The following is a 16,150-nucleotide window of genomic DNA, read 5'->3' on the forward strand; positions in this document are numbered from 1 at the left end:
ATACCCTAGAACTTCACCGACGGCGCAGCGCGCTCGGACGCCGCAATCTCGAAGAACTCGCGGGACTTGAAGCCGAACGGGCCTGCCAGCACCACAGCCGGGAACTGCTCGATGGCCGTGTTGTACTCGGAGACCGCATTGTTGAAGAAGCGGCGGGCGGCAGCGATCTTGTTTTCCAGATCGGCCAGCTCGCGCTGCAGGGCCAGAAAGTTCTGGTTGGCCTTCAGATCCGGATAGGCTTCCGACAGCGCGAAGAGCTGGCGCAGCGCACCGGTCAGCATGTTCTCGGCAGCGGCGAGATCCTTCATGCCGGTGGCATCAATGGCCTGCTGGCGCGCCTTGATGACGTTTTCCAGCGTTTCCTTCTCGTGCGTCGCATAGCCCTTCACGGTCTCGACAAGGTTCGGCACGAGGTCGTAGCGCTGCTTCATCTGCACATCGATATCGCCCCATGCCTGGTTGGTCGTCTGACGCAGGGCCACAAGGCGGTTGTAGATGAGGATGATGGCCAGGCCGATAACGGCAAGGATGACGAGGATGATGACAAATTCCATGGAATTATCCTTCCCGTGAGGAGGTGGCGGGGCTTGTACCTGTGATGAATAAACGTAACCGCCCGGCGCGCCAAGCCTGTTGGGCGCTGGTGGCTTAAGGGGTGGTTTCCAGAAGGCGGGCGCGGTGCAAGTCCTTCTCACGTCCCATTAGTCTGAACAGGCGTATCAGCTCGCTGCGGCTGGCGACCTGGACGGACATGGCACCCTTGCCGAGGTTGATGCTCTCATGCACCTCGACCGGCCACCACTTACCCTTACGGCATACTTCCAGACCGGCCATGATCTCGACCGGCACTTCGCCAAAGCTGGCGTTAAGGAACTGACGGGAGCGGAACAGTTGAGATGGCTCTGACTGTTTTCGCGTGACATCGGCGCGCGCCAGAAGCGCTAATGCATCCCTGTCAGATACCAGCACATCAATGTCAGCCAGCGGCCCGTCCTCGATGCCGTGGAGATGGAGTCCGGCTCCGCCATAAATAGCCCACGGATCGCGGCATGCTGTCATGGCGCGAGCCAGAGCCGCAAGCGTCACACCAAGGCCAGTCACACTTAAACCTGCCCTCTCGGCGCGAAGCGGCCAGCGCGGGAAAAGCCCTTCGGTGCCAGACGTCCGGCCTGCGCGCGCTTGCCAAGGAAGAGCTTCCAGTCTTCCACCAGATGCTTGCGCCCGGCCCCGTCAGTCCAGGTCAGCCCCTCTTCGGCGGCGAACACCGTGACATCGCTCACCTCCCCGCCCTTGCCGCCCAGCAGGCGCACGCCCTTGCCGCGCGTCATTTCAGGGATCTCATCAAGAGCGAAGACGAGCAGCTTGCGGTTCTCGCCGATCACGGCGGCGGTATCGCCCTTGGCCTCGGTGACGACGATCACCTCCGCGCCCTCGACGAGATTTACCAGCTGGCGGCCCGCCCGCTTGATGGCGGGCAGTTCGGCTTCCGGCACGAGGAAGCCATGGCCGGAGCTGGACGCGATCAGCAGCTTGCGTGCCGGATCATGCTTCACCAGCGCCAGCGGAGCCGAGCTTTCATCAAGATCGATCTGCAGGCGCACCGGCTCACCAAAGCCGCGCCCGCCCGGCAGTTTGGACGCATCCAGCGTGAACACCCGGCCATCGGTGGCAAACAGGAGAAGCTTGTCAGTCGTCTCACAGCGCACGGCAAAGGCTGTCTCGTCGCCATCCTTGTGCTTCAGGCTTGAGAGGTCGTCTACATGGCCTTTGAGCGCGCGTATCCAGCCCTTTTCGGAGAGCACGACCGTCACCGGCTCTCGCACCACCAGCGCTTCCTCCACGCGGTCGGCCAGATCATCGGCTGGCGCATCAGCGAAATGGGTGCGGCGGCGGCCAATGGCGGTGCGCGGGCCGAAGCTCTCGCGCACGGCAGCGATTTCACCATCGACCTTCGCCCATTGCTGCTCGTCACTCGCAAGGAGGGCTTTCAGCCCCGCACGCTCCTCGCCCAGCCGGTCAGATTCCGCGCGCAGCTCGATCTCTTCCAGCTTGCGAAGGGAGCGCAGGCGCATATTGAGGATCGCCTCGGCCTGCCGCTCGGACAGCTGGAACTCGGCCATCAGATCGGGCTTGGGCTCATCGCTCTCGCGGATGATGGCAATCACGCGGTCCAGATTGAGGAAGCAGATGATATAGCCCGCCAGCACTTCCAGCCGGTCTTCGACCTGCGCCAGACGGCGTGTGGCCCGGCGCACCACCACTTCGCGGCGATGGTCCAGCCATATCTGCAAGACCTCTTTCAGGCTCATCACGCGCGGCGCGCCTTTGGGGTCCAGCACGTTGAGGTTCAAGGGAAAGCGCACTTCCAGATCAGTCGCCCGGAACATGGATTCCATCAGCACGGCCGGATCGACCGTGCGCGCGCGCGGCTCCAGCACCAGGCGCACATCCTCCGCGCTTTCATCCATCACATCAGCCAGCAGCGGCAGCTTTTTGGCTTCCATCAGGCTCGCAATGCGTTCCACCAGCCGCGCCTTCTGGACCAGATAGGGAATTTCCGTGACGACGATGCGCCACGTACCACGCCCCTGATCCTCCACCTCCCATTTGGCGCGCAGGCGGAACCCGCCCCGGCCTGTCTCATAGGCTTCAAGGATCGAGGCGGCAGGCTCCACGCATATGCCGCCCGTGGGAAAGTCCGGCCCTTTGACGAATTTCGCCAGCGCACGGACGTCTGCATCGGGTTTGGCGATCAGATGGCGCGCGGCATCGCAGATTTCGGCGGCGTTATGGGGCGGGATGCTGGTCGCCATGCCCACCGCAATGCCCGTCGCGCCGTTGGCGAGCAGGTTCGGGAAGGCGCCCGGCAGGACGACCGGTTCCTCTTCGGAGCCGTCATAGGTCTTGCGGAAATCGACCGTGTCCTCGTCCATGTCCGCCAGCAGCAGACGGGCCGCTTCGGTCAGGCGCGCTTCGGTATAGCGCATGGCCGCCGCGCTATCGCCGTCCACATTGCCGAAATTGCCCTGCCCCTCGATCAGCGGATAACGGGCGGCAAAATCCTGCGCCAGACGCACCAGCGCGTCATAGACGGACTGGTCGCCATGCGGGTGGTATTTACCGATCACATCGCCAACCACGCGCGCGGACTTCTTGAACGCCGCATCGGGATCAAGCTTTAGAAGGCGCATGGCGTGCAGGAGCCGCCGGTGAACGGGCTTCAGACCGTCACGGGCATCGGGCAGCGCACGCTGGGTGATGGTGGAAAGCGCATAGGCCAGATAGCGCGAGGACAGCGCATCCTCGAAGCGCTCAGGGAAAATGCGCCCTGCCTCACCAACCGGTTCGTGTCCCATGCCTCGCCTCTGTCACTGATTCTGCTTCGAGCCAGTATAGGGCGTTCAGCCTAAAGTCTGCCCGCCGATTCCAGCCGCTCGATCATGCGCGTGCGCGCTTCGGGCAATACCTTGTCAGTCGGCCACAATACGCGCCGCTCGATGAAGTGGGCGGTCAGTTTCAGCCCGGCAGCAATGTCGCCCGGCGAGACCTCGCCCGACCCCGCCATGAAGCCCGGCAGGGCCAGCAGGCGGTCGGCATATTCGGCTCCGGCTTCAGCGCTCACGGCACGTCCGGTACGCGGGCTGACATATTTGAGATCGTGGGTCTGGCCGGTCGCGGCGCACTTCTTCAGATCCATGCCATAACCGAGATCAGCCAGCAGGCCCGCCTCCCAGCGAATGTAGAGCGCGGGCCATATATCGATGTCATTGAGGGATGACACCAGCACCTCGAACGCGCCATGCACCGCCGGATGTGCCTCGCGCTCCGGCAGGGCCAGCACCGCCATCGCGCAGGCCGCATTGAGACCCGACAGCGCCAGCGGATCATCCATCAGCGCGCCCGCGTCCAGCGATTCTGCTTCCAGCGCATAATTGCCCAGATGCTCGTCCAGCCTCGCCCGCCAGACCGCCCGCACCGCATTGCCCGGCTGCAGGATTGGCCGCATGGCCTTCGACCTTCCGCCGCGTACGAGGCCGGGATGACGGCCATGCTCCGGTGTCAGCAGCTCCACAATGGCGCTGGTCTCGCCATAATTGCGCACAGCGATGATGCGGCCGGTATCAGTCCATTCCATGGCAATAGTCTTGGCCGCTTCTTTCCCTCGTCATTCCGGGCGAAGCGAAGCGCAGACCCGGAACCCAGAGATCAATATGCACTGGGTTCCGGATAGCGCCGATGGCGCTTCCGGAATGACGAAGTTTGGGGATGTTCTGATCTGGGAAGGCGGAAAAACTCACGCATCAAACTCCAGGCCGAGCGCGGAATAGCGCGCACGCTCCTCGCTCCAGCCGGGACGCACCTTCACGTGCAGGAAGAGGTGAACCTCGCGCTCCAGATCGGCGGAGAGTTCCTTGCGGGCCAGTTCGCCAATGGTTTTGAGCGTCTGTCCACCCTTGCCGATAACCATCGGCTTGTGGCCTTCGCGCTCCACGTAGATCGTCTGCTCGATACGCACCGAACCATCCTTGCGATCCTGCCAGCTATCGGTCTCCACGGTGAGGCCATAGGGCAGCTCGTCATGCACGCGCAGGAACAGTTTTTCGCGCGTAATCTCCGCAGCGAGCAGGCGCATCGGCAGATCGGCGATCTGGTCCTCATCGTAGAAGAACTCGCCTTCGGGCATCAGCGCGACCAGGCGCGCGGCAAGATCCTTCACGCCGCTGCCATTACTCGCCGAGATCATGAAGACCTCGCTGTAAGCGCCTGTTTCATGGAGGCTTTGCGCCAGCGCCAGCAGCTCGTCCCGCTTGATGAGATCAATCTTGTTGAGCGCCAGAATGGCCGTCCGATTGGCGTTTTTAAGCCCCTCGATCACGCGGCGCGTATCTTCGTCGGCGCGCGCATCCTGCCCGCCTGTACGGCCCTTCAGCACGCGCGACGCGGCAGCGGCATCGACCACATGGACGATGGCATCGGCCTCGTCTGCCCCGGCCCAGGCTGCTTTCACCATCGCCCGGTCGAGGCGGCGGCGCGGCGCGAATACGCCGGGCGTATCGACCAGCACGACCTGCGTGCGGTCCTTCATCATCACGCCGCGTATCTGGAAGCGCGTGGTTTGCACCTTGTGGGTGACGATGGAGACCTTCTGGCCGACCAGCGCGTTCACAAGGCTGGATTTGCCCGCATTGGGCGCGCCCATCACGGCAACAAAGCCTGCGCGGGTGGTGTCCTTACTGGTCATGGGCGTGTTCCCGTTTGAGCATGGCGTCGGCGGCGGCGCGCTGCGCGGCCTGTTTGGTCGCGCCTTCACCCATAGCAGGTTCCAGCCCGTCTATCGTTACTTCCACGGTGAAATGGGGGCGATGATCCGGCCCTTTGCGTGACACCAAGTTATAGGCCGGAGCAGGCAGGCTTTTGCGCGCCGCCCACTCCTGCAGATAGGATTTCGCATCCTTGGTCTGGCGGGTGAGCTGGGCCAGCTCCTCCTCCCACGCGGAGTCGAAAAAGGCACGCGCAGCTGGGAGCCCGCCATCGAGATATATCGCGCCGATCAGCGCCTCGCAGGCATCGCCAAGGATGGATTCCTTCTCGCGCCCGCCAAGGCGCTCTTCGCCCGGCGATAGCAGCAGCGCTTCTCCCAAACCGATGGACCGAGCCACGCGCGCGCACGCCCCCTTATTGACCAGCGCGTTCAGACGATGCGCCAGCCCGCCTTCGCTAAGGCCCTCAAACATGGAATAGAGCTGTTCGGCCACCAGAAGGCCCAGCACGCGATCGCCCAGAAACTCCATGCGTTCGTTGGAGTCCGTGCGGCGGCGGCCATCGCCATGGCTGGCATGGGTCAGCGCGATTTCCAGCAGGCCGGGATCGGTAAACTTATAGCCGATGGCGTCTTCAAGCTGCTTCAGCCGGTTGGTCATGCGCCCGGCTCCACCTTCGGGATCGCTTCCAGGATCGCGAAGGCCTGCGCCCAAGGGTAATCATCGGTCAGGGTCAGGTGGACGGTGAAATCCATGCCGTCCGGCGTCAGGGCGCGGGCGCGCTCCAGCGCCTTGCCCGACAGCTTCATCGTGGGCTTGCCGCCTTTGAGGTTGATGACTTCCAGATCACGCCAGATCACGCCCCGGTAAATGCCGGTACCCAGCGCCTTGGCGGTCGCTTCCTTGGCGGCAAAGCGCTTGGCATAGGTGTCCACCTCGCGGCGCCGGCTTTCGGCCTTGGCGCGCTCGCCAGCGCTGAAAACCCTGTTCTTGAACCGGTCGCCAAACCGCTCAATCGACCGCTCGATGCGGCGAATGTCGATGATGTCGGTGCCGATGCCGATTATCACGCGACTTTCTCCGCGCGCGCTTCATCCATCAAAGCGCGCATGCGCTTCACGGCCGTCTCCAGCCCGGTAAAGATCGCCTCGCCGATCAGGAAATGGCCGATATTCAGCTCGGCGAGCTCCGCGATTGCGGCCACCGGCTTCACATTGTCGAAGGTCAGGCCATGCCCCGCATGCGGCTCGATCCCGCGCCGGGCTGCCTCTCTGGCCGCGTCCTTCAGGCGTTCCAGCTCGCGCGCGACACCCGCTTCATCGCCCTCCAGCCAGAGCTCGGCATAGCGCCCGGTGTGCAGTTCCACGACCGGTGCGCCCAGCACTTCGGCAACCGCAATCTGCACCGGGTCCGGCTCGATGAAGAGCGAGACGCGGCACCCCGCATCCTTCAGACGGCGCACAATCGGCGCGATGGTGTTGTGCAGGCCCGCCACATCCAGCCCGCCTTCGGTCGTGCGCTCCTCGCGCTTCTCTGGCACCAGGCAGGCCGCGTGCGGCCGGAAACGCTCGGCAATGGCCGCCATCTCGTCTGTTGCGGCCATTTCCAGATTGATCGGCAGGCGCGTGGCCGAACGGATCGCCTCCAGATCACCGTCGCGAATATGACGCCGGTCTTCGCGCAAATGGATGGTAATTCCGTCCGCGCCCGCGCTTTGCGCCACCGCCGCCGCACGTACCGGATCGGGATGCGCGCCGCCGCGCGCGTTCCTGATCGTCGCGACGTGATCAATGTTCAGTCCGAGACGCAACATCGGCCTTACGCCTCCAGCCCCCGGCTGCCGGGCTTGATGGCCGGAATGCGCTCCAGCTCTGGCGGCAGCGCATCTTCGGCATAGGCCGGGAAAGCCACCGTCGCGAGCGCGATCAGCGGCACGCCCACGTCAGCGCGCCCGCCGGAACGGTCCACAAGACAGCATTCAGCCACCACTTTGGCACCAGTCTTCTCTATCGCGGAGATGCACTCGCGCGAGGAGAGACCCGTCGTCACGATGTCCTCGACAACCAGTACGCGGTCGGCAGCCGTCAGCTGGAAGCCGCGCCGAAGGCGGAACTCGCCATCCTCACGCTCGACAAACAGGAAGGGCAGGTCCAGCTGGCGAGCGGTTTCATAGCCCGGAATAATCCCGCCCAGCGCGGGCGAGACAATGGCGGTAATGTTGTCCTGAACCTTCGCGCGCACGGCCTCAGCCATCGCCTTGCACAGCTTTTCGGTGCGGGCAGGCTCGCGGAAGACCAGCGCCTTCTGCAGAAAGACCGGGCTGCGCAGGCCAGAGGACAAGATGAAATGGCCCTCCAGCAAGGCACCTGCCTCGCGGAACTCGTCCAGCACTTCGTCTGCGGTCATCATGTCCGGCCTCCCGATAAAAGCGGCGCTACTCGTAACGGGCGCGCTCGGCACTGACTACCCGGTCACACGTCTTCAGTGCAGCGACGATATTGGACAAATGGCGCACGTCCACCACCTCAATGTCGAACGCCATATCAAAGAAATCGCGCGAGCGGGAAAGCGTCTTGATATTGGTGATGTTGCCGCGCGCCTCACCAACGGCACCCGCAATCTCGGCCAGCACGCCCGGCTCGTTGCGCACCGTCGCCAGTACCCGGCCCACCGAAACAGCGTTCGAGCGCGCTTCAGGCGTCCATTTCAGATCAATCCAGTTATCGCCAGAGGCAGGGGCTTCCTCCTCCAGCTCGGCCAGACGTTCGCAGTCGATGACGTGGACTTCCACGCCAACGCCCTCACGCAAAATGCCGACAATGCGGTCGCCCGGAAGCGGCGAGCAGCAGGGCGCGAAATGCAGCGACACGCCGGGCGTCAGCCCGCTGCCATGCACGTAAAGCGCGCCCTTTTCATCATCGATCAGCTCGCGCTGGCTCGGATCATTGGGGCTTTTCTCGCGCTGGCCGGGAAATACCGCGTCAAAGAGCTGGGTGGAGGTGATCTGCCCCCTGCCCAGTGCCTGATAGAGTTCCGGCGCGGATTTCAGGTCGAGCCGCGCCAGCGCCTCCGTCAGCATGTTTTCCTTGAAGGCCTTGCCCTCGCGCTGGAAGGCGTGCTCGGCGATCACCTTGCCAAGGCGCTCAAACTCCTGCTGCTGGGTTTCACGGATAAGCTTGCGGATCGCGGCCTTGGCGCGGCCGGTAACCACAAGGTCTTCCCACCCGGCAGGCGGCTGGCGCACCCCGCCCTTGATGATCTCTACCGTATCGCCATTACGCAGCCGGGTACGTAATGGCCGCTCGCGTCCATTGATACGCACGCCAACCGCCCCTGCCCCCAGCTCGGTATGGACCGCATAGGCAAAATCCAGCGGCGTTGCACCCTGCGGCAGGGCAATCAGCTCGCCCTTGGGCGTGAAGGCGTAGACCTGGTCGGTGAGCATCTCCAGCTTGGCATGCTCGAGAAACTCGTCCGGGTCACCGCCCTGCTCGAGAATTTCGACAAAAGCCCGCAACCGGCCGAGCGGGTCGCCGCCTGCCTCGCGCGCTGATTTGGCGTCATAACCGTAGCGGCCAGCCTTGTAGCGCCAGTGCGCGGCCACGCCGGTCTCTGCAACCGCCTCCATGGCCTCGGTACGTATCTGCAGCTCCATGCGCACATTGTGCGGACCGACAATGGTGGTGTGCAGCGAGCGGTAATTATTGGGCTTGGGGGTGGAGATGTAGTCGTGGAAGCGCTCCGGCACTGAGCGCCAGTTCTGGTGGATCACCCCCAGCGTCCGGTAGCATTCGTCCGGCGTGTTCACGATCACGCGGAAGGCATAGATGTCGGCAATGTCGTCAAACGAGGTGCCCTTGCGCTCCAGCTTGCGCCAGATCGAATAGGGCCGCTTCTCGCGTCCGAACACGCGGCAGTCTATGCCCGCTTCCTCAAGCCGCTGGGAGAGCAGCGAGGACATGGCGGCAATCGCGGAGGCCCGTGTGGCCCGCAGCGCGGCCAGCCGGCGGGTGATGGACTCGTACGCATCCGGATTGATGTTACGGAAAGCGAGATCTTCCAGCTCCACGCAGATACGGTTCACGCCGATGCGCCGGGCCAGCGGCGCGTAAATTTCCAGCGTCTCTCGGGCGATCCGCTCACGCTTTTCCGGCTTCGGCATGAAATGCAGCGTGCGCATATTGTGCAGCCGGTCGCACAGCTTCACCAGCAGCACGCGGACATCGTCCGTAATGGCCAGGACGAGTTTCTGGAAGTTTTCCGCCTGACGGGTCCGCTTGTTGATCAGCTCCATCTGGCTGAGCTTGGTCTCGCCATCAACGAGGCGGGCGACATCCTCACCAAAAAGCTCGGTTATCTCCTCAAGCGTGGCGTCGGTATCTTCAACCGTGTCGTGCAGGAGCCCGCTGCACACCGTTGCCACGTCGAGATGAAGGTCGGCGAGCAGCATCGCCACCGCCACGGTGTGCCCGTAATAGGGCTCACCGGAATGGCGCTTCTGATGGGCGTGCTTGTCGCGTGAATAGTCGTAGGCGCGGCGTATCAGCTCCGCATCCGCATTGGGATGGTAGGTCAATACGCGCGCTATGAGGTCGTCGGCGCTTGGGATGGTTCCCGGCGCTTCGGCGGACGCGCTGAGCGCTACCCCGCCCAAAGCTTACAAACGGCCGTCTGCCGGCCCGTCCCGATCGCTCTGCAGGGCGCGCAGCATGGCTGCCTCGTCCATTTCAGGTGCAGGCAGGGCGCGCGGAGCGTCAGCAGCGTCGTGACGCGCCTCGTCTTCATCGTCATCAGCCGGGATGACACGCTCCAGACCCGCAACCAGGCTTTCCGCCAGCGCATCAAGGTCCAGCTTTTCGTCGGCTACCTCGCGCAGCGCCACAACCGGGTTCTTGTCGTTATCCCGATCGATCTGCAGCTGAGACCCGGCCGCGATATTGCGGGCGCGGTGCGCAGACAGAAGGACCAGCCGGAAACGGTTGGGGATTTTTTCGATGCAATCTTCGACAGTAACGCGAGCCATGAGCGTGGACGCTCCCAAATGCAAACAGGGGGTCGGGGGTAATAGCGAACACTCCTGATACCTCAGTGTGCCTCCGGCTTCAAGCGCGCCGCTGCGCTGCACAAAGCATCACCCGCCCCGGACGAACGGTCCAAGCTGTGTGGTGGCGTGAATGTCTCCGGGGGGCAGCGCGTCAATCAGCCCGCTGATCGCACTGCCGGTTACCGGATGTTTCCAGCCTGGAGCAATCTCCTGCAAGGGCAAGAGCACGAAAGCGCGCTGATCGGCGCGCGGGTGCGGCAGAACAGGCCCCTCACCGCCGTCCGACACCAGCCCGCCAAAATCGACAATATCGAGATCCAGCGTACGGGGCGCATTGCGCTGCGAGCGCACCCGCCCGAACTGCTCCTCCACCTCATGCAGGCACAAAAGCAACTCTGTTGGCGTCAGGCGCGTTTCAACCTGCGCAACGGCATTCACATAGGCCGGGTCTGCCGGATCTGGCCAGGCAGGCGATTGCCAGAGCGAAGACCGGGCGACAAGCCGGACACCGCATGTTTCCAGCGTCTCGGCGGCCTCGCACAGCAACGTCCGGGGCGTTCTGCGCCCCAGGGCTTGGTTTGAGCCGAAAGCGATGTAGATATTCAAGCGAGTGCCTATTTTAATTCGCCATTAGCCCCCCGCAAGGAGCCCCATGACTTTTTATCCCAATGAGCGCATCGGCCTTTTTATCGACGGTGCCAACCTCTATTCCGCAGCCCGCGCGCTCGATTTCGACATCGATTACCGCAAGCTTCTCGAAGAATTCAAAAAGCGTGGCCGCCTCGTCCGGGCGAACTACTACACCGCCCTGCTGGAAAATGACGACTACACCCCTATCCGCCCGCTCGTGGACTGGCTGGACTATAACGGGTTTGCAATCGTCACGAAGGCGGCGCGCGAATACACCGATGAGCATGGCCGCCGACGCATCAAGGGCGACATGGATGTCGAGATCGCCGTTGATGTGCTGGAGTCTGCCAGCTATCTCGATCATATCCTGCTATTCTCCGGTGATGGCGATTTCCGCAAAGTGGTCGAGGCCGTGCAAAGGCGCGGTGTCCGGGTCTCGGTCGTTTCCACGCTGAAATCACAACCGCCCATGATTGCCGACGATCTGCGCCGTCAGGCCGATAACTTCATCGAGTTGGCGGAGCTTGGCCGTCTGGTTGGCCGTGAACGCCGTGCCCGCGAGGACTTCGCACCGGCTGCGTCCAGCGATGATGATGACGCATAGCGTCCCGGCCGAGCCTGGCGCCGATTGCCCGCTTTGCCCGCGCCTTGTCGCCTACCGGCAGGAAAACGCCCGTCAGGAGCCGGACTGGTTCAACGGCGCGGTACCCTCCTTCGGTGACGCAAACGCGCGCCTGCTGATCGTGGGGCTGGCGCCGGGGCGTACCGGAGCCAACCGCACCGCCCGGCCCTTTACCGGCGACTGGGCGGGCGATCTGCTCTATGCGACGATTGAGCGGTATGGCTTCTCGAGGGGCACTTATAAGGCCGACCCGAAAGACGGGCTGACCCTGCACGACGCCATGATCACCAATGCCGTGCGCTGCGCGCCTCCGCAGAACAAGCCGGTGGGCGAGGAGATGGCCAATTGCCGCCCCTTCCTGGCCGCGCGTATCGCGGCCCTGCCGAAGCTGAAAGTGATGATCGCTCTGGGGCGGATTGCGCACGAGAACACGCTGCGCGCGCTGGGCCGGCGCCCAGCAGCTTTCACCTTCGCCCACGGGGCAGAGCATGAGGTGGAGGGACCGCAAGGCCCCCTCACCCTGATCGATAGCTATCACTGCTCGCGCTACAACACGAATACGGGCCGCCTCACCGAACCCATGTTCCACGCCGTGTTCGAGAAGGCGAAGGCAAGGCTCTAGCCGGCAACAGAACAATCATTCCTATAGCAAGATGATTGTCATGGCCCGGCTTGTCCGGGCCACCCATGCCTGAGAGCTGGCTTTTCCCTCGTCCTTCGAGACGCTCACTGCGTTCGCCCTCAGGATGAGGGAAAAGCACGACCTAAAGCCCTCATCCTGAGGGGCTTCGTCAGAAGCCGTCTCGAAGGACGAGGGCTTGGGAAACGAAAGCCAGAGGCATGGGTCCCCGCATAAAGCGGGGGATGACAGCTAGCGTTACCCCCTACCCGAAATCCTTCATCAGGCGGGCCTTGGAGCGATTCCACTCACGCTCCTTGATGGTCTCGCGCTTGTCGACCGTCTTCTTGCCCTTGGCGAGACCAATCAGAAGCTTGGCAAGCCCCCGGTCATTGAAATAGAGCCGCAAGGGGATGATAGTACGTCCCTCTCGCTGCACCGCGCCTGCCAGCTGGGCCATCTGCTTCTTGTGAAGCAGCAGCTTACGATGGCGGCGCGGCTCATGGTTGAAGCGGTTGCCGCCCTCGTAAGGGGGAAAATCGGCATTGATCAGGTAAAGCGCGCCATCGCGCTCCACGCTGACATAGGCTTCGGCAATATTGGCCCGGCCCTGACGCAGGGATTTGACCTCGGTGCCGACCAGCATCAGGCCAGCCTCCATCGTGTCCTCGATCTCGTAATCGAAGCGCGCACGCCGGTTGACGGCAATCAGCCCATTATCATCGCTCTTGCTCATATCAGCGACAACTCTTCGAGGACCGTTCTGATCCGGTCCTTCACTGCGTCGGGGCACTCTACCAGCGGCAGGCGCACCTCGGCTGAGCACAGGCCCAGAAGGCTCGCCGCGTATTTCGCAGGCGACGGGCTGGAATAGGCGAACAACACTTCATGGAGCGGTTGCAGGCGGTCATTGAGATCGCGCGCCTCCTCCCACCTGCCTTCCAGTGTTGCATTCTGGAAAGCGGCGCACAGGGCGGGCGCCACATTCGACGACACCGAGATCACGCCCACGCCGCCATGCGCGTTATAACCCAGCGCGCTGGCATCTTCCCCGGAGAGCTGGATGAAGTCAGCGCCAATGGCGCGGCGATGCTGCGTCACGCGGGCAGTATCGCCCGTCGCGTCCTTGACCCCGATTACATTAGGATGTTTCGCGACGCGTGCCATGGTGTCTACCGAGACATCCACGATCGACCGGCCGGGCACATTGTAGACAAAGAGCGGAATTTCCACCGCATCGGCGATAGCGAGATAATGCGCCGCCAGCCCTTCCTGCGAGGGCTTGTTGTAATAGGGCGCAGCGACCAGAATCGCGTCAGCGCCTGCACTCTTGGCAAAGCGCGCCAGTTCAATGGAACGCGCGGTGTTGTTGGACCCCGCGCCAGCGATAACCGGCACCCGGCCTGCCGCCGTGGCGATAACCGTCTCGACCACATGACGATGCTCGTCATCGCTCAGCGTGACACATTCGCCCGTGGTGCCGACCGGAACCAGGCCATGGGTGCCCGCCTTTATCTGGTGCTCCACCACACGTTTCAGCGCGGCGGTATCAACCTGGCCACTGCTGAAAGGGGTGATGAGTGCCGTAAAAGAGCCGCGGAACATGGTTTGCATAGCCTTGTGAGATTGGTGCGCGAACGCAAATGGGCGCGGACCATATCGATTGCAACGTCAAGCGCCAAGACGCTGCAATCGCTGTGGACAGTGCGCGCGCATTCGACGAATCTGTATATCTGCCTGCCGCCAGGAGTTTGCCCCCATGCTGTTGCGTGCCGCCCTGCTCGCCCTGTCAGTCTCAGCGCTGAGCGCCCCCGCCTTCGGCGATGTCCCGGTGCCGCGGCTGAAACCGCCCATGGCCAACCACTCCGCCATTCTGAACGATGCCGATTTTGACCTTCTGCGCCGGGGATTGCGGGCCGCCGATGCCGGTGACTGGACGTTCGTGCGCGAGGCCCGGTTCAATATCAGCCATCCCGTCGCCCAGAACCTCCTCCTCTGGCGGCTGGCGTCCTCGGATGCTCGCGCGATCTTCTCCGAACTGCACATGGCGCTGGAAACGCTTGGCGGCTGGCCGCGCGAAGCGGCGATCCAGCGTGAAGCGGAATGGAAGCTGGCGGATTCCGGCCTTGGCCCGGACCTGACGGCCAGCTGGTTTGCGCAACGTGAACCGCTCACCGGCGAAGGCCGCATCGCCTGGGGCGAAGCGCTGATCGCCCTTGGCCGCACCGATGAGGGCCGCGAACAGATACGCGAAGCCTGGCGGACCCAGTCCCTGCGCCAGACCAATCAGAGCCAGGTCCTGCGCCGGCATGGCGATTTCCTGACGGCTGCAGACCATGCCGAGCGCGTGGACTTCCTGCTCTGGGCCGGCCAGCGCAGCCTGGCCAGTGCCCTGTTGCCCCAGCTTGGCGCTGGTGAACGCCGCGTTGCCGACGCCCGCATACGGCTGGCTGCACGCGGCACCGGCGTTGACGGCGCCGTGAACGCTGTCCCGCCCAGCCTGCAGAATGATCCGGGTCTGGTGTTCGAGCGGACGCGCTGGCGGCGGCGGGCAGGCAATGCCGATGGCGCCCTGCAGCTGGCACTGGAGCTGCCGGACGCGCATACCAACACCACTGCGCTGGAATCGATGTGGAGCGAGCGCAAGCTGATCATTCTGGATCTGATGCGGTCAAACGACCACGATACCGCCTACCAGCTCGCCGCATCGAACGGGATGAGTGCCGGGGTCGCTTTCGCCGATGCCGAATTTCTGGCTGGCTGGCTGGCTCTGGTGCATCTGAACCGGCCAGAGGACGCACTAACCCACTTCAACCGGCTGGAAGCAGGGGTGACCACGCCGGTTTCGCTAGGCCGGGCAAAATACTGGCAAGGGCGCGCTGCGGAGGCGGCTGGCAATGCCGTGCTGGCTCGTGACCGCTTCATGGCTGCTGCCCAGCACGCCACCACCTATTACGGCCAGCTGGCCATTCTGGCGCTGGGTGGCACTGCGGCGGAGCTGGACCTGCCGGCCGACCCGGTCATCACCGAGGCGGACCGCGCAGCCTTCAATGAACGCGAACAGGTGCTGGCCTTGCGCATGCTGGGCGAGCTGAACCAGACCTTCCTGTTCCGTACCTTTGCCGCCCATCTGGAAGGGCGCATGGAAACACCGGCCGAACAGGCCATGCTGGCCGACATCGCGCTGGATTATCTGCGGCTCCGCGAGTCGGTGCGGGCGGCCAAGGCTGGCCGCATGCAAGGCATGATCCTTGCCGAGCGGGCCTACCCGGTCATTGATGTGCCCGCAGACGCGCCCGTGAGGGCAGATCCGGCGCTTACCCTTTCGGTGATCCGGCAGGAAACCGAATTTGATGCCCGCGCCGTCAGCGGCGCAGGCGCGCGCGGCATGATGCAGATGATGCCGGCCACGGCCCGTCAGACTGCCCGCCAGCTCGGCCTGCCTTACGAGTTTGAATGGCTGACCGACGACCCTGACTACAACATGCGCCTTGGCATGGCCCATCTGCAGGAGGTCGTCGATGATTATGACGGTTCACTGGTGATGGCGCTGGCAGCCTATAATGCGGGCGGCGGACGCGTGCGCCGCTGGGTGCAGGAATATGGCGATCCGCGCTATGGCGCGATTGACCCGATTGACTGGGTGGAAAGCCTGCCGTTTGCCGAGACCCGCAATTATGTGCAGCGGGTGATCGAGAATTTGCAGGTCTACCGCGCCCGCCGGGCCGGACACACCGCCGTGCCACTGGCCATTGAGCGTGACATGGTCGGGGCTGGCGCGGGCCTGCGCCGTATCTTGCCGCACCTCTCCGACGAACAGCTGGCCGAGATCGAGGCAGCCGACGCCGCTGCCCGTGAAGAGCTGGGCATGGCGCCGGTGCCGGACGTCGATGGCGAGGACGGCGGGAGTTAGGGGGCTTTTCCCACCTAACTTGTCATGGCCCGGCTTCTTGTCTCCCCCCGTTCACGGGGGG

General features: G+C 63.7%; 17 protein-coding genes. 3 read left to right on the forward strand and 14 right to left on the reverse strand.

Annotated elements, in window-relative coordinates; translation table 11 throughout:
* Positions 1-5: 5 nt before the first annotated feature.
* From X907_RS08335 to folK, 12 genes are all read right to left on the reverse strand, one after another.
* Positions 6-554: a LemA family protein gene (locus X907_RS08335; RefSeq protein ID WP_127566992.1), complete on the reverse strand. Its 549-nt coding sequence runs from the start codon at positions 552-554 to the stop codon at positions 6-8.
* Positions 555-648: 94 nt separating this feature from the next.
* Positions 649-1,101, reverse strand: coding sequence for a hypothetical protein (locus X907_RS08340; RefSeq protein WP_127566994.1), 453 nt, complete (start codon positions 1,099-1,101; stop codon positions 649-651).
* Positions 1,102-1,103: 2 nt separating this feature from the next.
* Positions 1,104-3,356, reverse strand: coding sequence for a DNA topoisomerase IV subunit A (gene parC / locus X907_RS08345; protein WP_127566996.1), 2,253 nt, complete (start codon positions 3,354-3,356; stop codon positions 1,104-1,106).
* Positions 3,357-3,406: 50 nt separating this feature from the next.
* Entirely contained in the window at positions 3,407-4,135 is a 729-nt protein-coding gene (gene recO / locus X907_RS08350; protein ID WP_127566998.1) for a DNA repair protein RecO, read from the reverse strand.
* A 159-nt stretch (positions 4,136-4,294) separates the two neighbouring features.
* Positions 4,295-5,242: a GTPase Era gene (gene era / locus X907_RS08355; RefSeq protein ID WP_127567000.1), complete on the reverse strand. Its 948-nt coding sequence runs from the start codon at positions 5,240-5,242 to the stop codon at positions 4,295-4,297.
* Complete coding sequence (gene rnc, locus X907_RS08360) at positions 5,232-5,921, reverse strand: ribonuclease III (RefSeq protein WP_127567002.1); 690 nt, start codon at positions 5,919-5,921, stop codon at positions 5,232-5,234. Before rnc ends, era begins: the two co-directional genes overlap by 11 nt.
* On the reverse strand, positions 5,918-6,331 hold the full coding sequence (gene acpS, locus X907_RS08365; protein WP_127567004.1) for a holo-ACP synthase: 414 nt from the start codon (positions 6,329-6,331) through the stop codon (positions 5,918-5,920). Before acpS ends, rnc begins: the two co-directional genes overlap by 4 nt.
* Complete coding sequence (locus X907_RS08370) at positions 6,328-7,074, reverse strand: pyridoxine 5'-phosphate synthase (RefSeq protein ID WP_127567006.1); 747 nt, start codon at positions 7,072-7,074, stop codon at positions 6,328-6,330. Before X907_RS08370 ends, acpS begins: the two co-directional genes overlap by 4 nt.
* A 5-nt stretch (positions 7,075-7,079) precedes the next feature.
* Complete coding sequence (gene pyrE, locus X907_RS08375; RefSeq protein ID WP_127569408.1) at positions 7,080-7,667, reverse strand: orotate phosphoribosyltransferase; 588 nt, start codon at positions 7,665-7,667, stop codon at positions 7,080-7,082.
* Between the two features lie 28 nt (positions 7,668-7,695).
* Positions 7,696-9,837: a RelA/SpoT family protein gene (locus tag X907_RS08380; protein WP_233352255.1), complete on the reverse strand. Its 2,142-nt coding sequence runs from the start codon at positions 9,835-9,837 to the stop codon at positions 7,696-7,698.
* Between the two features lie 81 nt (positions 9,838-9,918).
* Positions 9,919-10,284, reverse strand: a complete 366-nt coding sequence (rpoZ, locus tag X907_RS08385; protein ID WP_127567010.1) for a DNA-directed RNA polymerase subunit omega — start codon at positions 10,282-10,284, stop codon at positions 9,919-9,921.
* Between the two features lie 108 nt (positions 10,285-10,392).
* Complete coding sequence (gene folK, locus X907_RS08390) at positions 10,393-10,911, reverse strand: 2-amino-4-hydroxy-6-hydroxymethyldihydropteridine diphosphokinase (protein WP_170175507.1); 519 nt, start codon at positions 10,909-10,911, stop codon at positions 10,393-10,395.
* Between the two features lie 46 nt (positions 10,912-10,957).
* On the opposite strand from folK, the gene X907_RS08395 reads away from it, so the two are divergent.
* Both X907_RS08395 and X907_RS08400 read left to right on the forward strand, forming a co-directional pair.
* Positions 10,958-11,539, forward strand: a complete 582-nt coding sequence (locus X907_RS08395; protein ID WP_127567014.1) for a LabA-like NYN domain-containing protein — start codon at positions 10,958-10,960, stop codon at positions 11,537-11,539.
* Entirely contained in the window at positions 11,529-12,179 is a 651-nt protein-coding gene (locus X907_RS08400; RefSeq protein ID WP_170175508.1) for a uracil-DNA glycosylase, read from the forward strand. Before X907_RS08395 ends, X907_RS08400 begins: the two co-directional genes overlap by 11 nt.
* A gap of 262 nt (positions 12,180-12,441) precedes the next feature.
* Here the strand turns inward: X907_RS08400 and smpB are convergent, their stop codons facing one another.
* Together smpB and dapA are read right to left on the reverse strand one after the other, a co-directional pair.
* Positions 12,442-12,912 (reverse strand): SsrA-binding protein SmpB, encoded by a 471-nt coding sequence (gene smpB / locus X907_RS08405; RefSeq protein WP_127567016.1) that lies wholly within the window; start codon positions 12,910-12,912, stop codon positions 12,442-12,444.
* Positions 12,909-13,781 carry a 4-hydroxy-tetrahydrodipicolinate synthase gene (gene dapA / locus X907_RS08410; protein ID WP_127567018.1) on the reverse strand — a complete coding sequence of 291 codons (873 nt, stop codon included), beginning with the start codon at positions 13,779-13,781 and terminating at the stop codon, positions 12,909-12,911. Before dapA ends, smpB begins: the two co-directional genes overlap by 4 nt.
* A gap of 154 nt (positions 13,782-13,935) precedes the next feature.
* On the opposite strand from dapA, the gene X907_RS08415 reads away from it, so the two are divergent.
* Positions 13,936-16,089 (forward strand): lytic transglycosylase domain-containing protein, encoded by a 2,154-nt coding sequence (locus X907_RS08415; protein WP_127567020.1) that lies wholly within the window; start codon positions 13,936-13,938, stop codon positions 16,087-16,089.
* The last annotated feature ends 61 nt before the right edge of the window (positions 16,090-16,150 follow it).

Source organism: Glycocaulis alkaliphilus (assembly GCF_004000605.1).
Taxonomy (GTDB): Bacteria; Pseudomonadota; Alphaproteobacteria; order Caulobacterales; family Maricaulaceae; genus Glycocaulis; species Glycocaulis alkaliphilus.

Bases quoted from the DNA above. Each gene is read 5' to 3' on its own strand.
- X907_RS08335 (WP_127566992.1), bottom strand. From the start codon at position 554: ATGGAATTTGTCATCATCCTCGTCATCCTTGCCGTTATCGGCCTGGCC.
- parC (WP_127566996.1), bottom strand. From the start codon at position 3,356: ATGGGACACGAACCGGTTGGTGAGGCAGGGCGCATTTTCCCTGAGCGC.
- recO (WP_127566998.1), bottom strand. From the start codon at position 4,135: ATGGAATGGACTGATACCGGCCGCATCATCGCTGTGCGCAATTATGGC.
- era (WP_127567000.1), bottom strand. From the start codon at position 5,242: ATGACCAGTAAGGACACCACCCGCGCAGGCTTTGTTGCCGTGATGGGC.
- rnc (WP_127567002.1), bottom strand. From the start codon at position 5,921: ATGACCAACCGGCTGAAGCAGCTTGAAGACGCCATCGGCTATAAGTTT.
- X907_RS08370 (WP_127567006.1), bottom strand. From the start codon at position 7,074: ATGTTGCGTCTCGGACTGAACATTGATCACGTCGCGACGATCAGGAAC.
- pyrE (WP_127569408.1), bottom strand. From the start codon at position 7,667: ATGACCGCAGACGAAGTGCTGGACGAGTTCCGCGAGGCAGGTGCCTTG.
- rpoZ (WP_127567010.1), bottom strand. From the start codon at position 10,284: ATGGCTCGCGTTACTGTCGAAGATTGCATCGAAAAAATCCCCAACCGT.
- X907_RS08395 (WP_127567014.1), top strand. From the start codon at position 10,958: ATGACTTTTTATCCCAATGAGCGCATCGGCCTTTTTATCGACGGTGCC.
- X907_RS08400 (WP_170175508.1), top strand. From the start codon at position 11,529: ATGACGCATAGCGTCCCGGCCGAGCCTGGCGCCGATTGCCCGCTTTGC.
- smpB (WP_127567016.1), bottom strand. From the start codon at position 12,912: ATGAGCAAGAGCGATGATAATGGGCTGATTGCCGTCAACCGGCGTGCG.
- dapA (WP_127567018.1), bottom strand. From the start codon at position 13,781: ATGTTCCGCGGCTCTTTTACGGCACTCATCACCCCTTTCAGCAGTGGC.
- X907_RS08415 (WP_127567020.1), top strand. From the start codon at position 13,936: ATGCTGTTGCGTGCCGCCCTGCTCGCCCTGTCAGTCTCAGCGCTGAGC.